15 protein-coding genes are annotated in these 16998 nt (G+C 69.7%); 9 read left to right on the forward strand and 6 right to left on the reverse strand.

What is annotated here, in order from left to right; all coding sequences use genetic code 11:
* Window position 1: 1 nt before the first annotated feature.
* The 6 genes from OG440_RS17195 to OG440_RS17220 all read right to left on the reverse strand — a co-directional run bounded on the left by OG440_RS17195 (window position 2) and on the right by OG440_RS17220 (window position 5592).
* Window positions 2-2107 carry a peptidoglycan DD-metalloendopeptidase family protein gene (locus OG440_RS17195; protein WP_406007703.1) on the reverse strand — a complete coding sequence of 702 codons (2106 nt, stop codon included), beginning with the start codon at window positions 2105-2107 and terminating at the stop codon, window positions 2-4.
* A 6-nt stretch (window positions 2108-2113) separates the two neighbouring features.
* Window positions 2114-2782, reverse strand: a complete 669-nt coding sequence (locus OG440_RS17200) for a hypothetical protein (RefSeq protein WP_406007704.1) — start codon at window positions 2780-2782, stop codon at window positions 2114-2116.
* A 156-nt stretch (window positions 2783-2938) separates the two neighbouring features.
* Window positions 2939-3301: a DUF4913 domain-containing protein gene (locus tag OG440_RS17205; RefSeq protein WP_406007705.1), complete on the reverse strand. Its 363-nt coding sequence runs from the start codon at window positions 3299-3301 to the stop codon at window positions 2939-2941.
* A complete protein-coding gene (locus OG440_RS17210) occupies window positions 3298-4257 on the reverse strand; it encodes a hypothetical protein (RefSeq protein ID WP_406007706.1) in 960 nt (319 codons plus the stop codon). The genes OG440_RS17205 and OG440_RS17210 overlap by 4 nt, the downstream gene beginning before the upstream one ends.
* Window positions 4258-4343: 86 nt before the next feature.
* On the reverse strand, window positions 4344-4970 hold the full coding sequence (locus OG440_RS17215; protein ID WP_406007707.1) for a hypothetical protein: 627 nt from the start codon (window positions 4968-4970) through the stop codon (window positions 4344-4346).
* Between the two features lie 52 nt (window positions 4971-5022).
* Window positions 5023-5592, reverse strand: coding sequence for a hypothetical protein (locus tag OG440_RS17220; protein ID WP_406007708.1), 570 nt, complete (start codon window positions 5590-5592; stop codon window positions 5023-5025).
* Between the two features lie 335 nt (window positions 5593-5927).
* On the opposite strand from OG440_RS17220, the gene OG440_RS17225 reads away from it, so the two are divergent.
* The 9 genes from OG440_RS17225 to OG440_RS17265 all read left to right on the forward strand — a co-directional run bounded on the left by OG440_RS17225 (window position 5928) and on the right by OG440_RS17265 (window position 16993).
* On the forward strand, window positions 5928-7580 hold the full coding sequence (locus OG440_RS17225) for a conjugal transfer protein (protein ID WP_406007709.1): 1653 nt from the start codon (window positions 5928-5930) through the stop codon (window positions 7578-7580).
* A 76-nt stretch (window positions 7581-7656) separates the two neighbouring features.
* Entirely contained in the window at window positions 7657-7920 is a 264-nt protein-coding gene (locus tag OG440_RS17230; protein WP_307164503.1) for a hypothetical protein, read from the forward strand.
* Window positions 7921-7975: 55 nt separating this feature from the next.
* Window positions 7976-8458, forward strand: a complete 483-nt coding sequence (locus tag OG440_RS17235) for a hypothetical protein (protein WP_406007710.1) — start codon at window positions 7976-7978, stop codon at window positions 8456-8458.
* A gap of 36 nt (window positions 8459-8494) precedes the next feature.
* The gene (locus OG440_RS17240; protein ID WP_406007711.1) at window positions 8495-11488 is read left to right on the forward strand and encodes an ATP-binding protein; all 2994 of its coding nucleotides are present in this window, start codon (window positions 8495-8497) and stop codon (window positions 11486-11488) included.
* A 99-nt stretch (window positions 11489-11587) separates the two neighbouring features.
* Window positions 11588-12175 (forward strand): hypothetical protein, encoded by a 588-nt coding sequence (locus OG440_RS17245; protein WP_406007712.1) that lies wholly within the window; start codon window positions 11588-11590, stop codon window positions 12173-12175.
* Window positions 12176-12214: 39 nt separating this feature from the next.
* Entirely contained in the window at window positions 12215-14401 is a 2187-nt protein-coding gene (locus tag OG440_RS17250) for a hypothetical protein (protein ID WP_406007713.1), read from the forward strand.
* Window positions 14402-14449: 48 nt separating this feature from the next.
* Complete coding sequence (locus OG440_RS17255) at window positions 14450-15079, forward strand: hypothetical protein (protein WP_406007714.1); 630 nt, start codon at window positions 14450-14452, stop codon at window positions 15077-15079.
* A gap of 40 nt (window positions 15080-15119) precedes the next feature.
* Complete coding sequence (locus OG440_RS17260) at window positions 15120-15728, forward strand: hypothetical protein (RefSeq protein WP_406007715.1); 609 nt, start codon at window positions 15120-15122, stop codon at window positions 15726-15728.
* On the forward strand, window positions 15725-16993 hold the full coding sequence (locus OG440_RS17265; RefSeq protein ID WP_406007716.1) for a hypothetical protein: 1269 nt from the start codon (window positions 15725-15727) through the stop codon (window positions 16991-16993). The genes OG440_RS17260 and OG440_RS17265 overlap by 4 nt, the downstream gene beginning before the upstream one ends.
* The last annotated feature ends 5 nt before the right edge of the window (window positions 16994-16998 follow it).

A 16998-nucleotide genomic window follows, 5' to 3' on the forward strand; every position in this document is an offset into this window, starting at 1 on the left:
CTCAGGCTCCCTTCTCTTGGCCCGTACCGTTGCCCTCGACCGGGTCCGTGCCCGGGGGGATCGGGACGCGGTAGACACCGGTGATCTGGTCCTGGTAGTCCCACTTGCTGAACTCGACCGTCTTGCCCGGCCGCGGAGCATGGATGATCTTGTGGCCCTTGGGGTCCCAGACCAGGCCCACGTGGCCCGAATGGCCGGCCTCCGGCCGGAAGAAGATGACGTCGCCGGGCTGGGCCTCGGAGAGCGACACCTCGTACTTCTTGAGGTAGGGCTCCTGCGTGTACGTCGTCGTGCCGATGTTGATCTTCCCGCCGCTGGCCATGTAGTACACCCACTGCGTGAAGCTCGAGCAGTCGAAGCTGGTGGGGCTCTGGCCCTGCAGCCGCGGAGCACCGAACACGTAGGGGACCCCGATGCCCCGCTGGGCCCAGCCGAGAACCGCGCGGATCACGGGGTCGTCGGCGTCGGGGATGACGCCGGAGGCGCCGGCGCCGTCCGGGGCGACGGCCGCGCTGCCGTTCTCCTCCGCACAGTCGGCGTACTGGGCGTCCTTGCCCTGGTCCTCGTCGACGGAACCCGGGACGGTGCCGTAGTCCGGGTTGGCGGTGATCCGGCCCTTCATCCATGCCTGGGGGTCGACCATGCCGGGGCCCGCGTCCTGACCGCCGACGAACGGGTTGTCGACCCCCGGGATCCGCACCTCCCAGTGCAGATGGGGACCGGTGACGTTGCCAGTCGCGCCGACCGTCCCGATCTGGTCGCCGCGCTTGACCGTCTGGCCGACGGACACCTTGATCGAGGTCTGGTGGGCGTAGAGCGTGATGACGCCGCCCGCGTGCTGTATCTCGGTCTCGTTGCCGTACGAACCGCCGGGCCCCGCGTGAACGATCTTGCCGTCGGCCGGAGCGTAGATCGGGGTGCCGGAGGTCGCCACGAGGTCGAGGCCAGTGTGGTATCCGAGGCTCCACATACTGCCGTTCTCGTGGTACTTGGTGCCGAGGGTGTAGCTGCCCTCCTTCAGGGGCCACTGCCAGCCGGCCCCGCCGGTGGGCTGCTTCGCTGCGGGAAAGGCGACGGTGGTGACGCCGGTGGTCTCGAAAGTGCTCGTGGTGTATGCGGCCGGCGCCATGGCCGTGGTGCTCTGCGCGCCGTCGCCCGCGTCCAGCGCCGGGGTGGACCACGAGCGGGGCGAGGTCGCGGCGATGCTGAGCGCGGTGCCGGGCTGGGCGTTGTTCCCGACCGGCTCCGGAATGTCCGACTGCTGCCCGAGGGTGGGGAAGTCGGGATTCTTCTCGACCGTCTCCTTCAGATGGGCGTACCAGCGCTTGATGAGGTCCTGATCGCCCGTGAGGACCCCGTGGTAGCGGGTGGCCTGGGTGATGACGACACGCGGGTAGATCGTGTTGGAGGACGTGGAGCCGGAGTAGGTCTGCAACGCCTTGAAGGGCGCGGTCTCGGCCTTCTTGGCGTGCAGGAAGTTGGCGGCGGCCCAGGCCGCGTCGTCGATGTTGTAGAGGTCCTTCTTGCCGTCGCCGTTGCCGTCGGCGCCGTAGTCCGTCCAGGCGGGTGTGCCGAACTGCAGGATGCCCATGTAGCCCAGGGAGTTCTTGCCACCGGGCGCGGCCGACTTGTCCTGGCCGAACTTGGTCTCCTGGTACATCTGCCCGGCGATGAGCGCCCAATCGAGGCCGTCGTAGCGGGCGGCGGCACGCATCGCAGCGAGGATCATCTTCGGCGGTATCTCGTTGCGAGCCGCCTCGCTCGGCATGTACACCTTGCCGGCCGGCAGGATCGGGTTGGTGGCCGCGGCGTCACCGGTGTTGCCGGCGTTGGCGTTGTCGGCGTAGTCGCCGCAGGCTGCCGCGACAGCGCCGTTACCAGTCCCGCCGATCATGCCCATGAGGATGATGGTCACCAGGGATATGCCGCCGAAAGTCAGCAGTCCGCCGCTGCCGCCGAGGATGAGCCAGAGCTTGAGGTTGCTCTTGTCCTTGCCCTTGTCGTCGCCCTGACCGCCTCCCCCGGACGCCGCCTGCCGGGCCTTCTTGGCGGTCTTGGCGATCTTCGCGGCCTTCTGCGCGGCCGCAAGTACGGCGGGTGCCACCATGCCGGCTCACTCCCCCGATTCGTCAGAGGCGCCCACGTCGCCGAGACCGAAGATGTCGAAGCCGGAGACGACCCACACGCCGCTCTCTTCCTTGACGGTCACGAGCCACCGGTTGGACTCCGTGACGGTCTTGCCGTCGGCGGTCCGGACGGCGGTCACGTTCACGACGCTTGAGATCGACCGGCCGCTGTCACGCACCAAATCGTCGGAGATCATCGCGTCCCGCACCACGGTCGCCGTGCCCTTCGACGAGCACCGGCCGGCCTCGCACTGGGCCCAGTCCTTGCCGGTGGGCAGGGCGGTCGCCTGCTCCATCTGCGTGTCGCCGGTGGTCAGTTGCAGAAGCGGGGAACTCCAGGAGGTCGGCTTGCTGGCGTGGTCGTACGTGTTGAGGCCGGCCATGTACTTCGCCATGACCTCGTGCGCCGCGGCCACCTCGGTGAGCGCGACGATGGGGGTGGCGCCGCCACTCGGCTCTTGTGTGCCGTTGGACCCGGCGTCCGCGTTCGCTCCGTTCTGCCCCGCAGCCGTGGCGGCAGGAGTCGCCGCACCGCCGGCGCCGCTCGACTCGTCCCCGTCGAAGACGGTGAACACCGTGAGTACGGCGACCAGCAGAACGACGAGCACCGCTAGGGCGAGCAACCCCGAGCGCTTGCCCTCCTCAGGCACATCCACGCTTCCCGCGCCTCCCTAGTGCTGATCCGGTACGGCGGGTGACCGGGACACGGTAGGTGGAGGCGAGCGAGGAGGGCTGCGAGGATTCCCGGCGAGGAAACGCGGCGCCAGCCCCGGGAAAACGCGGGAAAGCCATTCCTTCCCCGGCCGCCCCGGTCACTCCGGGCGCGGATCCACCGGCAGCGGGTCGAACGGGTACGCCGTGTGCCCGTCCTTGGGTGAACAGGCGGCGAACGGACCGGAGTCGGCGTCCATCAGAACGCGCAGATGCGGGTCGGCGTGGTGCAGCCACCACGTCGACATGCCGAGGGCCGGGTCCTGGCGCAGGTGTTCCCAGGCCAGCCAGAGCGCAGACAGGCGGGCGCCGGCCTCCGGATGCTCCCACCACCTCGGGCACCAGGTGGCCGTGGCGCCGTTGACCCGGCGGCGGATCATCTGAGCGAGGTAGTCGGAAACGAAGACGAAGACGTCCGGGAAGTAGAACTCCGGTTCTTCTGCGACGGGTTCGGTACCGGTCATCGCTCGACTCCTGTGGGTTGCTGCTGGGGAGCCGGCGGCGGCAGGGTGAGGGCCGCGGCCGGGTTGAGGATTCCATGGCCCGCTGTCGGCCCACGCGGGGCGGCGGGACGGACGACGGGTCGTACGTCGACGCCGGGGAGGAACTCGTTGACTGCGGCGGGCTGCGAGGTCTTCGCCCGTGCGTTCAACTCGTCGTATGTCTCGGCCAGCCCGAGGCGCCACACCGCCGCTTCTCGGCTCTCCTTCAGCCGCTCCGGAACGTCCATGGCGCCCAGCTTCTCGGCGAACTGCCTGGGTGTGGACCTCCCGGGGTCGATGTCCTCCATCCGCCACTGTGAACGGAGCGTCTCGTCTCCGAGCAGGCCGTCGATCTCCGGCGGGAGTTGCCCGTGGCGTGGCATGTCGATCGGGAACTTGATGTTGTCCTTGCCGACCTCTGCATGCGCCAGCAACCGGGGGAGTTCGTCCGCGCCGAGGACGGAGTCCGCTCCGATGTCCGCGGCAAACGCCACCACCGGACCCTGCGCGGCATCGGCATAACGCCCTGAGACGGTCTTCCACACCTGCGTGGCCAAGGCCTCCACGTCGGGCAGCTTCAGCTGGTAGTCCCTCGCCAGGGCCTCCCGCACAGAACGCTCACCGAGCCAGTAGGAGTCCAGCTTGCGCCCCGCCGGGGTGTCTTCCAACACCTGAAGCCCCCGTGATTCCCCGCAGGCCTGGGCCAGGAACCGATGCCCCACCTCGCGAGGCGCCCCCTCCGGCTGTGACCGCCAGGACCAGAAGGCGCGGGCCTCACCGCGATCCGCTCGCGTCACAGGCTCGTTCGCCGCCACGCCCTCGACGTAGGACAGCAGGTCAGGAGCGGCCTTCTGCTTCCCCTCGGGATCCGCTGTCGCCGCTGCGACCTGCGCCTGCCAGTCCGTGTACATTCGCAGGGCGGTCTCGGATCCTTGCATCTCCGTGACGGGTCGGCGAGCCCAGTGAGCGTCTTCCAGGGCAACGGCCCGCGCTGTCTCCTCGCGCGTGGGCGGCGCCGCGTACGTCACCGGTGCATCCCTTCACCCTCCACGGTCCGGAACAACTTCAGCCAGATCATGGATCCCCCGGGTGCGGTCTCGGTCCAGGTCGGGAACGACACGGACTGGTCGAGGACCACGAGGGGCTGCTGCGGCCGACCGGTGGCGGGAGCCCAGTAGGCGAAGCGGTACGGGCGTCGGGTCTTCAACCGGAAGTCCCGGCTCGGCCAGTACCTCTCGTGCGGGGGATCCGGAAAGTCCGGGGCGTCCCAGGTACCGGACCACGAGGGCGCGCCGAGGACACCGGCAGCGGCGTCCAGGTACTGCGTCCAGTCCTCGGCCGTGGCGGCGATGACCTGCTTGTTCTCGGTCGCGGTCACGGCCGCAAGGTCCCGGGCGACGTAATCGATGTCGGTCACGGGGTTCCACCGCCCACCCGATCCGAACGTCAGCCTCCCGCCCGTGCCCGTCAGCACGCGCAGATTTCCCTCCGCGTTCTGCGGGGCCCACCCGTACCGCTCGCACCATTCACGGAAAGCGGGTGAGCCGCCCTGCGGAGGCCCCGACCAGACCCACGGCCAGTCCACACTCATCAGTCCGGCCAGCTCGGCGGCGAGGTCCTGCGGCGTCCGGCCCGTCTGCTCCGTCGGCATGGCTCCCCTTCGATGTTGCTCGATCAGGCGATCACTCGTTCTGTCAGCGCTCTCAGGTCAGGACGATACCGAGCAGCAACAGCACCACAACGACCGCGCCCATCACGATGCGCGCCGTCGGGTCCTCGCGTTCCCACAGGTCGTGGACGACGGCCCAGCCCGTCAGGCGCGCGGCTCGGCCGCCCTGGAGACGCGCGGCCAAGGGCTGTTGCTCCTCACCGTCACCCTCACCGTCAGCAGGCAGCGGCTCGGGGTCCTCGTCGATCCCGACTGGCAGCCCCTGCTGTTCCTGCGCCACCAGGACCATCTGCTCGAGGAGTTCGGGAATCGTGTTCGGCGTGAGGGGATAGGCGAAGATCCCGTACGGCGTCTCCACGCACAGGTTGGCCTGCCAGGGGTTGCCGGGCTCATAGCCGTCGATCCAGGCGTGCTCGGCCTGGAAGACCTGCGGGGCGGCCTGGGTCGGCTGCGAGGCCGGGGCCGGTGCGGCGACAGGGACAGGGGCAGGGGCAGCGGCGGGGACCTGCTGGACCGGCGGAGCCTGCTGGGGGATCTCCCAGGTGCGTGGGTCGGGCTGCTCCGGGGGTTGCGGCTGCTGCGGCTGCCCGTTGTGGTCGGTCAACTCTCGTCCTTCGCCGGGTCCGTCGGTTCCAGGGGGCGATGCCGGATGGCGATACCCAGCACCTCGGGCACAGGTGCCCAGCGCATTGTGGGCCCAGGACGGCCCGGTACGGCACGGCGCCATCCCGACGTGTCCCTGACACTTTTCCCGGCCGGTTTCCTCATGGGCGCGGGATCGGGAATTCCCGCAGTCCCGGCGAGGAAAGCGACACCGGTCCGGTGACAGGTCTTTGTCACACTGCCAAGCGCACCTGGCCGGGCCAGGGCCCGTCGTGCGGTGCGGTCGTGAACCCGCCCAGGCGGACGGGGAACCGACTCGCTGGAGTAACCGACTCGATGACAGACCACAACAGCCCTGCTGGCGCGGTCGGCGGAGGCCAGCCTTCCGGGCAGCCCGGGTCCTTCGGTCCTTCCCAGCAGCCGCCGCAACAGGTGTGGCAGGGGCAAGGCCAGCCGCCCCAGCCCCAGCCCCAGCAACTCCCCTCCGATGCGGCCCGCGCCCAGGTCGCCGCCGCCTGGGTGCGCAGCACGCCCCGGGCCGGCCAGGCCGCCGTACCGTCACTGCCGCCGCGTGAGACGCGGCCCCAGGGCGAGTCGAAGAAGGAGAAGCGCGAGCGCGAGCGGGCCGCGCGCAAGGCGGTGTACGAGCAGAAGAAGGCGGAGAAGGAGCAGCGCAAGAGGGGCGGCACGGCGACGGCCGCCACACCGGGGCCGGTCGCCACCGCCCCGGCTGCCGCCGCACCCCAGACCCCAGCGGCCGGGACCCCGCCGCTCTCGCACAGCCTCACGGCGGCCCCTCCCGCCACGGCAGGCGTTCCCGTCACGACGGCCCGAACCAACACCCCGGGCCACACCGCCGCCCCCGCCGAGGCCGCCCCCAAGCCCCACGCCCACCGCGATTTCGTCGTGCCCAAGCCCGGTGGCCGAATCACCACCGGCGGACGCCGCACGCACGTCGCGCTTCGCGCCACCCTGCTGATCACCACCTGTGTGTTCGCCCTGGGCTCCTGCGGCGTGATGGGACTGGTGATCGGCAAGTCGTCCGGCCCCAAGACCGCCGGGCTGGACACCGCCGACGTGAACAAATACCGCCTCACCGACTTCCCGACCCGGCAGGCGGCGACCTTCGCCGAGCAGTACGCCCTGCTGTGTATGACGTTCTCCCCCGAGACCGCGTCCACGCGCCGGGCGAACCTCGCCCGCTACGCCTCCTCCGGTGTCGACGCCGAATGCGGATGGAGCGGCGAGGGAACCTCCACGGCGGTCTCCGCCACCTGGGACGGGACCGCCGAGGATCTCGCCGAGTACGGCGACCACGGCCGCTACATCGGGGTCCAGGTCCGCACCGACGACGGCACACTCACCACGCTCACCGTCCCCGTCTACGTGAAGAGCCTCACGACAGGCGAGGGCATGCGCGTCGCCGGCGATGTCGGTCAGATGCCCCTGCCCGGTCGCGCGGACGTGCCGGAGACCGACCAGGACGACGAGGTCGTGGACGACGCTCTGGCCCAGCAGCTCCAGCAGCAGGTACTGCCCGGGTACTTCGCTGCCTGGGGCGCCTCCGACGCCACCGCGATGACCCGCTTCACCACGCCCGACGCCTCGCAGTCGGCCACCTCCGGCCTGGCCGGGCGGCTGACGACCCCGACGATCAACGACGTCGTCGCACTCGTCCCGAAGAACGTGCAGAACACCGACCCGTACACGTACCCCGCCGGACAGGCCGTCGAAATCCGCGTGGTCGTCGACTGGGGTGACCCGAAGGGCGAGACGGTACGCCGCGCCTACCGGATGACGGTGGTGAACACGGCCCAGGGCTGGTTCATCAAGGACATCCGCGGCGGCGTGCTCGACTCGCAGGGCGGACGGGCCGACAGCGAAGGCGCCACGGGTGCGGGCGCAGCGTCCCCCTCGACAAGCCCTTCCGCCTCCGCTTCCCCTTCCGCCTCCGCCTCCACGACCACTCAGTCCTCCAAGGGCCGGTAGCCCGGTAGGTCCTGCCCGGACCCCGCCGCCCACCCCCATCACCTGTCTACTGCTTCACCATCCGAGAGGAAACACCGTGTACCTGGCCGCCACCACCATGGAGGACATGTTCGGAGAGATCGAGACGATCCTCCGCAACGCCGGGACGATGGTCGCCGTCATCGCCCTTCTCATCCTCGGCATCCGCATGCTCCTGTCGATGAAGCGCGGCGACGGCATGCGGGAGGCCTTCCAGGGCTTCGGCATGATCGCGCTCGCCGCCCTCATCATCGGCGGCGCCACTGGCCTCGCCGGCCTCCTCATCGACCTCGGCGGCCAGATCGGCGGCGGCAACGGCTGACGTCCCTGGCCGCGTGCACCGTCAGTAGCCGTCCCCATCAAGGGAGTTCGCAGAGATGAGCCAGGAGGCGCCGGAGCCGCTGGTCGCGTACGACCACACCGATCTGGTCAACCGCCCCAAGCGGATCTGGAACTGGGGCAACATCCCGCTGCCGGGCCTGCTGCTGCCCGCGTTGGGTGCGGCCTTCGGCTTCGGGCTGATCTGGCTCATCGCCCTGTTCACGATGTCGGCCTTCCTGCCCTTCCTGGGGATGTCGATGTGGACGTCGATCCTCTACTTCGGGCCGCCGTTCGCCGTCTACTTCGTCTGGGGACGGCCGCTGCCCTCGGCGCTCACGCTGAGCCAGCAGATCGTGGTGTGGACCGACTGGTGGTTCCAGCCCAAGCGCCTCCAGGGCCTCGCCGCCGACCAGGAGCCGGAGGAGCTGCACTGGCAGGTCATCCTCTTCGCTCCCGGCTCGCAGCGCTGGCAGTCCCGTTACGAGGCCGCGCGCCGGGCCGCCGCCGAGCGCGGCAGCGCCTTCTCCACCTACCGCTGACCCTCTACACGTCAACTACCCCAGGGTGACTCCTCCATGTTCATGTTGATCCTTTTGGGCGGGGCGGCCGCCTTCTTCGTGGTCGCCATGATCATGGCCGCCTCGTCGAGCAAGAAGAACGGCCAGAGCGGCCAGGGCGGCGGCCGCAACGCCTCCGCCTCCCGCTCCAGGTCGTCCGGCTCGTCGGCCGCCGCCCGCCGCGAGGACCTCCGCCTCCCCTACCGCTACGCCGACGACATGATCTTCGTGCACGGCGACTCGGTGTGGACGGGCATGGTCCTGCCCAACGCCATCGACGAGTACCTGAACGCCGGCGAGCTCCAGGCGATGGCCGAGGGCCCGGCCCGCGGTCTGCTCAACCTCGCCCGCGGCGACCGCAACGTCGAGTGCCACTACCGCAAGGTCTACCAGCCGATCACCGCCATGACCTGGGCGGAGGAGCTGAACGCGGTCGCCTGGGAGCCCACCGAGAACTACAAGGCGTACAACCTGCGCAAGGCGGAGTACCAGGAGCGCATCGGCGCCAAGCGCGAGCGCAACATCCTGCTGGTGAAGCTCGGTTCGCTGAAGCGCACCAACGGCGGCAGCGGCGTCGTCGCCCAGGACGACGAGCCGTACGACGAGCCCGGCCTCCTCCAGGGTGTCCGCGGCGCCGCCGACCAGGCCGCCGCCACCGCGACCGGCGTCGCGGACGAGTACCTCTCGCCGCACGTCCTCGCCGAGTGGACGCAGGTCGCCGTCGAGGTCCACGAGAGCCTGGAGGGCCTCAAGGGCACCCCGCTCAGCCGCGAGGAGCTCGTCTGGCTGATCCGCAAGCCGCTCCACGGCGACCTGCCGGTCCCGCCGGAGCCGGTGCTCGGCTCGCGCGCCTGGGGGCCCAACCAGTTCGACCTGGTCGTCGACTTCTCCGGCGAGAACCGCAAGACGCACATCGTGCTGAACCAGTACGACGAGGTGACGGGCGAGCAGCAGACCAGCTACACCACCACCCTCGTGGCCGCCAACTGGCCGGCCGAGACCCGCTTCCGCCAGTCGACCGCGTGGGCACGTTACGCCGCCCAGCACGTGGACTTCCCCGTCGAGATCGACATGCGGTTCACGCTCATCCCGTACCTGAAGTTCAAGGACCGCGCCGACAAGATCCGCGGCAACCTGGTCGACGAGATGAACGACATGGCCAACTCCGGCCGCAGCCCCGACACCAAGCTGGCCACCCAGGTCACCCGCGCCCAGGAGCTCGTCGACGACATCGACGAGCACAAGATGCCGGGCATGGAGGCGCAGATCCGCTTCACGATCTCGGCGCACGACGTGAAGGAGCTCGAACGCCGGCGCCGGGTCCTGGAGATGCAGTTCAAGCAGGACCTGAAGGTCACGCTGCTGCGCCCGACCCGCCAGCAGTGGCGGCTTCTCCAGGCGCAGCTCCCGGGCGACGCGCCCAAGTTGCCGATCGCGCCCTACCTCCGTCTCCAGGAGGTCGAGCAGCTCGGCGCCGGACTGCCCACCGCGGGCACGGAGCTGGGCGACAACCCCGAGCACCGTTCCGGCAAGCGGCTGGGCTGGGTCGGCAACCTGGTCGGCTGGGCGGGCAAGATGCCGGTCCACTACTCGCTGCACGTCGGCCCCGCCCGCAACGACGGCGGTGGCCTGGCCATCGTCGGCGCCTCCGGCGGTGGCAAGTCCTCGCTGGCCCTGCAGAAGTTCTACGAGGAGTCGGAGTCGGGCGTCCGCTGCCTGGTCATCGACCCGAAGACCGACTTCGCCCAGCTCTGCTACTACCTGGGCTTCGGCGCCCAGGTGAACGACCCGGACTTCGCGAGCGACGCGGAGACGGGCCTGCTCGGCACCCCGGCCAGCAAGTTCCAGCCGGTGAACCCCGAGTTCTGGGCGGAGACGGAAGTCGTCGACCTCCTCAAGGGCCAGGCCGGCGTCCTGGACCCGTGGGTCATCGCCCGCGACGTCCCCGCGGGCCGCCTGCTCGCCGAGTCCATGCTCCGCGGCTTCCTCGGCGACGAGGACTACCAGCGCGTACGCCTCCCCGTCATCGAGGGCATGGCGACCGTCATCGGCCGCTACAACTCCGCGATCCGGCAGGCGGTCGAGCAGGGCCACACGGCCCGCGAGGCCGAAATCGCCGTCCCCCGACCGACCTTGTGGCAGGTGGTCGACGAGGTCGTGGCGGCGTACGACCACGCGGTCGCCAGCGGCGACCGGGAAGCGATCAAGGACCTGAAGCTCGCGCAGATGCTCCTCACCGAGTTGCGCACCCTTCCCTACGCCCGGCTCTCCTTCGCCGAGCGTCCGCAGCCCCTGTCCAGCATGCGCAAGCGCCGTACGGTCATCACCCTGCGCGGTTTCCAGTCCCCCGCGGCCTCCGACCCGCGCAGCTGGAACCCGGCGGAACGCCTCGCGGCGACGGCCCTCATGGCGGTCGTGGAACTGGGCAGCCAGATGCTCGACGTCGGCTACGAGAAGAACCCGGTGACCGGCGAGATCGGGCTGCGTCCGAAGGCGCTCTTCGTCGACGAGGCGTACGTCGTCACGGCGACCGAGTCCGGCCGTGACCTGATGCGCCGTGCGCTGAAGCAGGGCCGCTCCTACCTGGCGGTCACCGTCCTGATCACCCAGCAGGCCATCGACCTGGTCCAGATCGAGGACTCCGAGGCCCGCAGCGGCGGCGCCAACCAGATCCACACGGTCTTCGCCTTCAAGCAGAAGTCGGCGCAGGAGGCGTCCATGGTGGCCCCGCTCCTCGGCCGCCCGGAGAACGACCCGAAGGTCATCGCCGCCCTCCAGGAACTCCGCACCGGTGTCTGCCTCCAGCGCGACGCCGACAAGCGCGTCGGCACGGTCGCCGTCGACCTGGTCTTCAAGGAGATCCTCGCCGCCACGGACACCAACGGCACCACCCGCCCGGCCCGCCAGGGCGTCAACCCACCCCTGAGCGTCTGGGACTGGACCTTCTTGCAGGAGGCGGAGGAGGACCCGGCACGGTCCGCGGCACCCGCGCCGGAGACGGCGCCCGTATGACGCCCCGGACTTCACAAGCACCTGGTGACCACCGCACCCCGAACGCACTGGCTGACGGCTGCGTGCTGACCAACCACCCCTCCGAATAGGGAAGAAAGCATGCACTTCAGGCGAGTACTCGTGATCGGCACCACCCTCGTCGCGCTGACTGCGGTGGCGGGGTGCGGAGGCGACGACGACAAGAAGAGCGACGACAAGAGTTCGTCCGCCAGTCCTTCCGGCAGCACCGGACAGGACGCGGGCGACAGCTTGCCCAAGGCGGCAGACCTGGCGTCCATCGCCTACTACGTGAACAAGTTCACGTCCTGTCTGGATCTGAAGACCGGTGCCGACTACGACGCCAACCACGACGGTGACAACACCGCCTGGGGCGCCGACGAGGCGGCTGACCCGTCGTGGGGCATCAAGGAGCGGGGCGTGTGCAGCGACGGGTCCGGCGATCCGGTCGCCCTCCTCTCCGTTGCGGACATGAAGACGTTCCAGACCGCCGCCAAGGCGAACAGCGAGCAATTTCTGGTCGGCCAGGACTTCGCGGTCATTCCGGTCGGGAGCCAGGCGATCCAGGAGCTGCAGAAGTCCGAGCTCCTGTTCCTGACCTGCGATCCGGACTTCTCAGCGCCGAGCGGCTTCCAGAAGAGCCCGGGACTCGTCGACGGCTGCGTGCTGAGCAACTACTTCTCCAGCTGAACCGGCTCCATTCCGTCCCGCGTTTCCGAAGGATTCCAGATGCCCTCGCGCAAAGCGTTGCAACGGGCCCTCATCAAGGCCGCCACAGCCGTCAGGGCCGTCGTCTTCGTGGCGTTGACCCTGACGGCCGTCTCCCTGGCCATGCCGACCCCGGCGTACGCGGGCTTCTCCTGCGACTTCACGGGCGACGACAGCTACCAGATGGACACGCCCGGCACCAACGGCGAGTCCATGTTCGCCGCGGTCATGCAGTGGGACAAGGACACCAAGCAGTCGACGACGCTCCTGGACGACTCCGGGACGACGACCGGCGCGGTGAAGATGGCGAACCCGCCCGACACGTACACGATGTACGAACTTGACGGCATGCGCGGCATGAACTGGTCCCAGACCTTCAAGGGCCGCGGTGACGCCTCCGAGAACAACGGCAACTGGGGCAGCGGCGCCGACGACTGCTCGGTGATGTCCTACATCAACAACGGCATCGCCGACTCCATCTTCAACGGCACCAAGATCTTCACCCGGGCCGCGATCTCCATCAAGGAGTCCGCCTCCAACCCCAGCCCGCTCGCCGGCCTCTACGAGGGCCGCGACAGCGTCGTGACGACGCTGAAGGAGAACGTCCTGCGTCCAGCCGTACCGGTCATGATCGTGCTGGTCGGTTTGTGGGTGTTCACCAAGTGGCGCAAGGGCGACATGCGCGAGGTGTGGGCGGGCATCTCGTGGTCGGCCCTGACGATCATCGCCGTCACGGCGTTCCTGACGGGGGGCAACTACGACAAGTTCGTGAGCACCGCCGACTCCTACATCGCCCGGACGAACTCCGCCCTGACCGAAGTCGTCCTCGCAGGCGTCTCGGGCGAGACGCAAGCTCCCTGCGACCTGGACAAGGGCGCATACAACCGCGGCCTGCGCATCTCCAGCTGCGCCATGTACGACACGCTCGTCTTCCGGCCCTGGGCCCTCGGACAGTTCGGTGACGCGGGCAAGAACTGCATTTTCAAGAAAGACGGGGGCGGCGAGATCAAGAACGGCGTCTGCGTCGCTGCCGAGAAGAGCAAGACCTGCGCCTGGGGCAAGGGCGCCCGCTGCGAAGACCTGCGGGTGATCCAGCTCGTGGCCCAGTCGAAGACGAACGTCGACGCCTTCAGCGACAAGAAGCTCGACAAGTTCAAAGACGACTGGATACCCATCCGCCAGGAGATAGCCGGCGGCAAGGACAAGGGCGACGACGTCGGGGACATGCACATCTACCCGGTGTCGTTCGACGAGTGGGCCGGGAAGAACGCCGGCAACCGGGTAGGACTCGCCTTCTACTCCATCATCGCCGCGCTCATCGTCGGCCTGATGGTCATCGTCCTCAGCGGGCTGACCCTGTTGTGGCACGCGGTCACCCTGATCTTGGTCATCCTGCTTCCGCTGGTGGCCACGATCGGCATCCACCCCTCCCAACAGAAGCTGCTGAAGAGCTGGCTGGAGACGTTCATCCACAGCTTCGTGCTACGCGCAGGCTTCGGCGTGATCCTGACCGTGCTGCTGGTCCTCTACCAGATGATCCTGCCCGCCAAGGTCGCCCTCGGCACCCAGCTGCTCATGCTGCTCCTGGTCACCATCGCCATCGTGATGATGCTGAAGAAGCTCCTCGGCGGGAACTTCACCCCGCAGGTCGCGGGCGGTGAGGACATGCTCGGCCTGCGGGACGTCGCGGGCAAGGTGACCGCCATGGCACCGGGTCTCGCCGCCTCCACGGCCAAGACCTCGGGACGCGTCGCCAGTGGCGGCGCCAAGGGCGTCGCCTGGACGGCCGACCGGGTCGCCACCGGTGGCAAGGGACGCGGCAAGATGCAGCAATGGGGCTGGGTCGGTCAGTCCAAGCGCGAGCAGCGCAAGTCCCAGAACCAGTCGGCGGAAACGACGCGCATGAGATACGAGCAGACGCGCGAGGAGTACGAGGCACGCTCGGCGCCGGAGCCGGAAGCGCCCGCCGCGCCGAAGCGCAGCGGCCGGGTCAGCGGCGGCACCGGCCAGACGTCCCCGCAGCCGACGACCCCGTCCGAGACCCGCCCGGCATCGGCCCCCGCCCCGGCCCCGGCTCCCCGGCAGCCGCAACAGCAGGCTCAACCGCAAGCGCCCCGCCCTCGCCCCGCACCCGTGGAGCAGCCCCCGACCCCGACCTCGCCCCCTCCGCCGCCCCGGGACCCGCGCGGCCCCAGCGGCCGCATCTAGCCCCGCCCCGCCGTCTCCACCGCCCCACCCACTCCGAGGAGCCACTCCATGCCCGTCCTGACCGCCGACCGCACCCCCGACCAACTGGTCGCGGAACTGGAGCGGCTCATCGGCGTGGACTGGCCCACGGTGTGGGCGGGGGTCCCGGAGGACGCGGAGAAGCGGGCGGCGTGGTGCGCGGGGTTCGGCTGGCGGCCGCTGTGGGCCGAGGCGGGACTGCGCGTCCGTACAGCCCTGGGCGGCCGCCTGTATCTCGCCTCGGCCGCGCCCGGCGGCCCGGTGACCCGGATCGACCACACGGTGTGGTCGGCCCGGGCCCGGGACACGGACGAGAACGCTCAGGTCGCCGCCCTGGCCGAGGAACGCTGGACAGCCGGTCTGACCGCCCTGCGCGGCCTCCTGGGCAACCCGACATGGAACGGCACCTGGTCCGAGCCGGACTTCCCGGAGCTGCCGGGTCCGGGGGCCTGGCCCGACGCCGGGTGGCGTACGGCGTTCCAGGACCCGCACCGCGTCGCGGTATGGCGCTTCCGGGTATCGCGGGCGCCGGTCATCGAGTTCAGGGCGACGCTCGGCGCGACGGTACGACGGGGCCCGGTTCCCTCCAATGCGAGGATCGGACTCGCCTGCCACGATCCCGACCACGTGGGCTCCCGTCGGCAGGCACGGCGCGGATGAACCGGAGCCGGGCGGACGCGATGAAAGTGAGTGACAGACGATGACGACCCTCAAGATCGACCGGAGCCCCGGGCAGCTGGCCGAAGAGCTCAAGGGACTGGAGCACGTGGACTGGCCGGCCGTCTGGGCGGGCCCGCCGAACCCCGGTCAGGCGCTGGACGACTGGTGCGCGCTGTTCGGCTGGCGCCCCCTCCCCGGTGAACGGATCTTGAGCGTCCAGAGTGCCGCCGGGCAGCGCATGGCGCTGTACCCCGTCCAGGGCGGGGGATGGGCACCGGTGCAGAACCTCAACTGGACCACCTGGCACCTGCGTGCCGACAGCGCGGACGAGAACGATCTGGTCCTGACGCGAGCAGCCGAAGCCTGGAGCGCCTTTGAGTCGGCGACCCGCACCGTCCTCGGCGATCCTGCCTTCTCGGGCAGCTGGGACGACCCGGCGTTCCCTGAGCCTCCGCGCGAGCACCACTGGCTCGCGCAGCGTGAAGACCGACTGGAGGACATGGATCCCTACCGGATGGCCGTGTGGCCGGCTACCGGGCCGGAGGGCCGCGACACGGTGCTCACCGTGAACCTCGGGCTCGCTCCTCTCCCCGGCGAGACGCGCGGCGCCCTGATCAACGTCGACTGCTATCCGCCGGAGGCCTTGTGACCGAGCAACGACTGGCCGACGAAGTCCTCACGGAGGCGCGCGCGCTGAGCACGCTGGCAGGGCTGGACGCAGGACTGTCGGACGCACGTGCCAGGCAGATCGCCCGGGAGCTGAGGGCAGGCGCTCTGAGATCCGGCATCGCGGCGGAGGACCTGGCGGAGAAGCTGCCCTCCTACATCGTCGGCCTCGTCGCCGAGATGGACGTCGACCTCCCGGCTCCGGAGACGAAGTCCGCTTTCTGGTCATGGGCGCTGGAGAACCACCCTCAGCTGAGCGATGGCGAGAAGATCCCCAGCATGCACCTCGCCGCCGCCTACGCCCACGTGGAGAACGGGAAGACGCCGGATTCCGCGGATGCCGTGCGCTATCTGGAAGGAACACCCGGCGGTCAGCAACTGGGCGAACTGCGCCTGTGGGACCAGCAGCTCCACCGCGCGCTGAACCTGGACGAGGCCGGCGGCAAGGCCATGGCCTCAAGCGCCTGGGACGCTCTCTCCCAGAAGTACGCCGCGAAGACCCAGAACGAGGCGCTGTTCTTCATGGCGGAGCTCAACCCGGGTGCCATCGCCTACAAGACGGAGGCCCGCCAACTCCGCCAGGACGGCAAGCTCGACATCATCAACTTCATGTATCCGGCGCCGACGCACAAGTACACCGACCTTGCGCCGGAGACCCAGGAGCTGCTGGCCTCGCAGGCCGTCCGCGCGCAGATCCACACCTTCACGTACGACGAGAATGATGCTGGTTGCACGCCGCTCACGAGGGCGGGCCACCTGGACCTGGAACAGCTGAAGGCCCTGCCCACCCCCGAAGCCCAGCGCGCCGCAGTCCTCGAGGTCTGCGCCCGTGTGGCGACCCTGGACGGCCCGGCCCGTGAGGCCGACGTGGAGAACCTCATCGAGGAGATCAAGGTCCTGCGCCCGGACCACGAGGTCACGCTGCCCGGCGTCGAGGACCGGCAGTGGGCGGCCGAACTCCGCGGCCAGGAACAGGAGTCGCCGGCGTCACCACCGCCCGTCGCCGTCAGCACCCACGGGCAGTACCTCCCCGGCGTCAAGGTCAACGCCAGGACGGGACCGGCCCCGCTCGAATCGCTCACCCTCCCGGCGCCGGAGAAGGCCACCGTGAGCGCCCATAACTTCCTGCCCGGCGTCGCCCGGCAGACGAAGCCGATCGCCGCCCCGGCCGTGGGCAACACCCCCGCGGCTTCCTCGCAGGTGCCCCCGGCCCCCGAGCAGTCGCGTGACACAGGGATGGGAGTGTGACCCCG

The sequence above is a fragment of the Streptomyces sp. NBC_00637 genome (assembly GCF_045161545.1).
Classification (GTDB): Bacteria; Actinomycetota; Actinomycetes; order Streptomycetales; family Streptomycetaceae; genus Streptomyces.

Coding starts and splice junctions, on each gene's coding strand:
- OG440_RS17210 (WP_406007706.1), bottom strand. CDS start 4,257: ATGCAAGGATCCGAGACCGCCCTGCGAATGTACACGGACTGGCAGGCG.
- OG440_RS17250 (WP_406007713.1), top strand. CDS start 12,215: ATGCCCTCGCGCAAAGCGTTGCAACGGGCCCTCATCAAGGCCGCCACA.
- OG440_RS17245 (WP_406007712.1), top strand. CDS start 11,588: ATGCACTTCAGGCGAGTACTCGTGATCGGCACCACCCTCGTCGCGCTG.
- OG440_RS17235 (WP_406007710.1), top strand. CDS start 7,976: ATGAGCCAGGAGGCGCCGGAGCCGCTGGTCGCGTACGACCACACCGAT.
- OG440_RS17215 (WP_406007707.1), bottom strand. CDS start 4,970: ATGCCGACGGAGCAGACGGGCCGGACGCCGCAGGACCTCGCCGCCGAG.
- OG440_RS17205 (WP_406007705.1), bottom strand. CDS start 3,301: ATGACCGGTACCGAACCCGTCGCAGAAGAACCGGAGTTCTACTTCCCG.
- OG440_RS17260 (WP_406007715.1), top strand. CDS start 15,120: ATGACGACCCTCAAGATCGACCGGAGCCCCGGGCAGCTGGCCGAAGAG.
- OG440_RS17255 (WP_406007714.1), top strand. CDS start 14,450: ATGCCCGTCCTGACCGCCGACCGCACCCCCGACCAACTGGTCGCGGAA.
- OG440_RS17240 (WP_406007711.1), top strand. CDS start 8,495: ATGTTCATGTTGATCCTTTTGGGCGGGGCGGCCGCCTTCTTCGTGGTC.
- OG440_RS17195 (WP_406007703.1), bottom strand. CDS start 2,107: ATGGTGGCACCCGCCGTACTTGCGGCCGCGCAGAAGGCCGCGAAGATC.
- OG440_RS17225 (WP_406007709.1), top strand. CDS start 5,928: ATGACAGACCACAACAGCCCTGCTGGCGCGGTCGGCGGAGGCCAGCCT.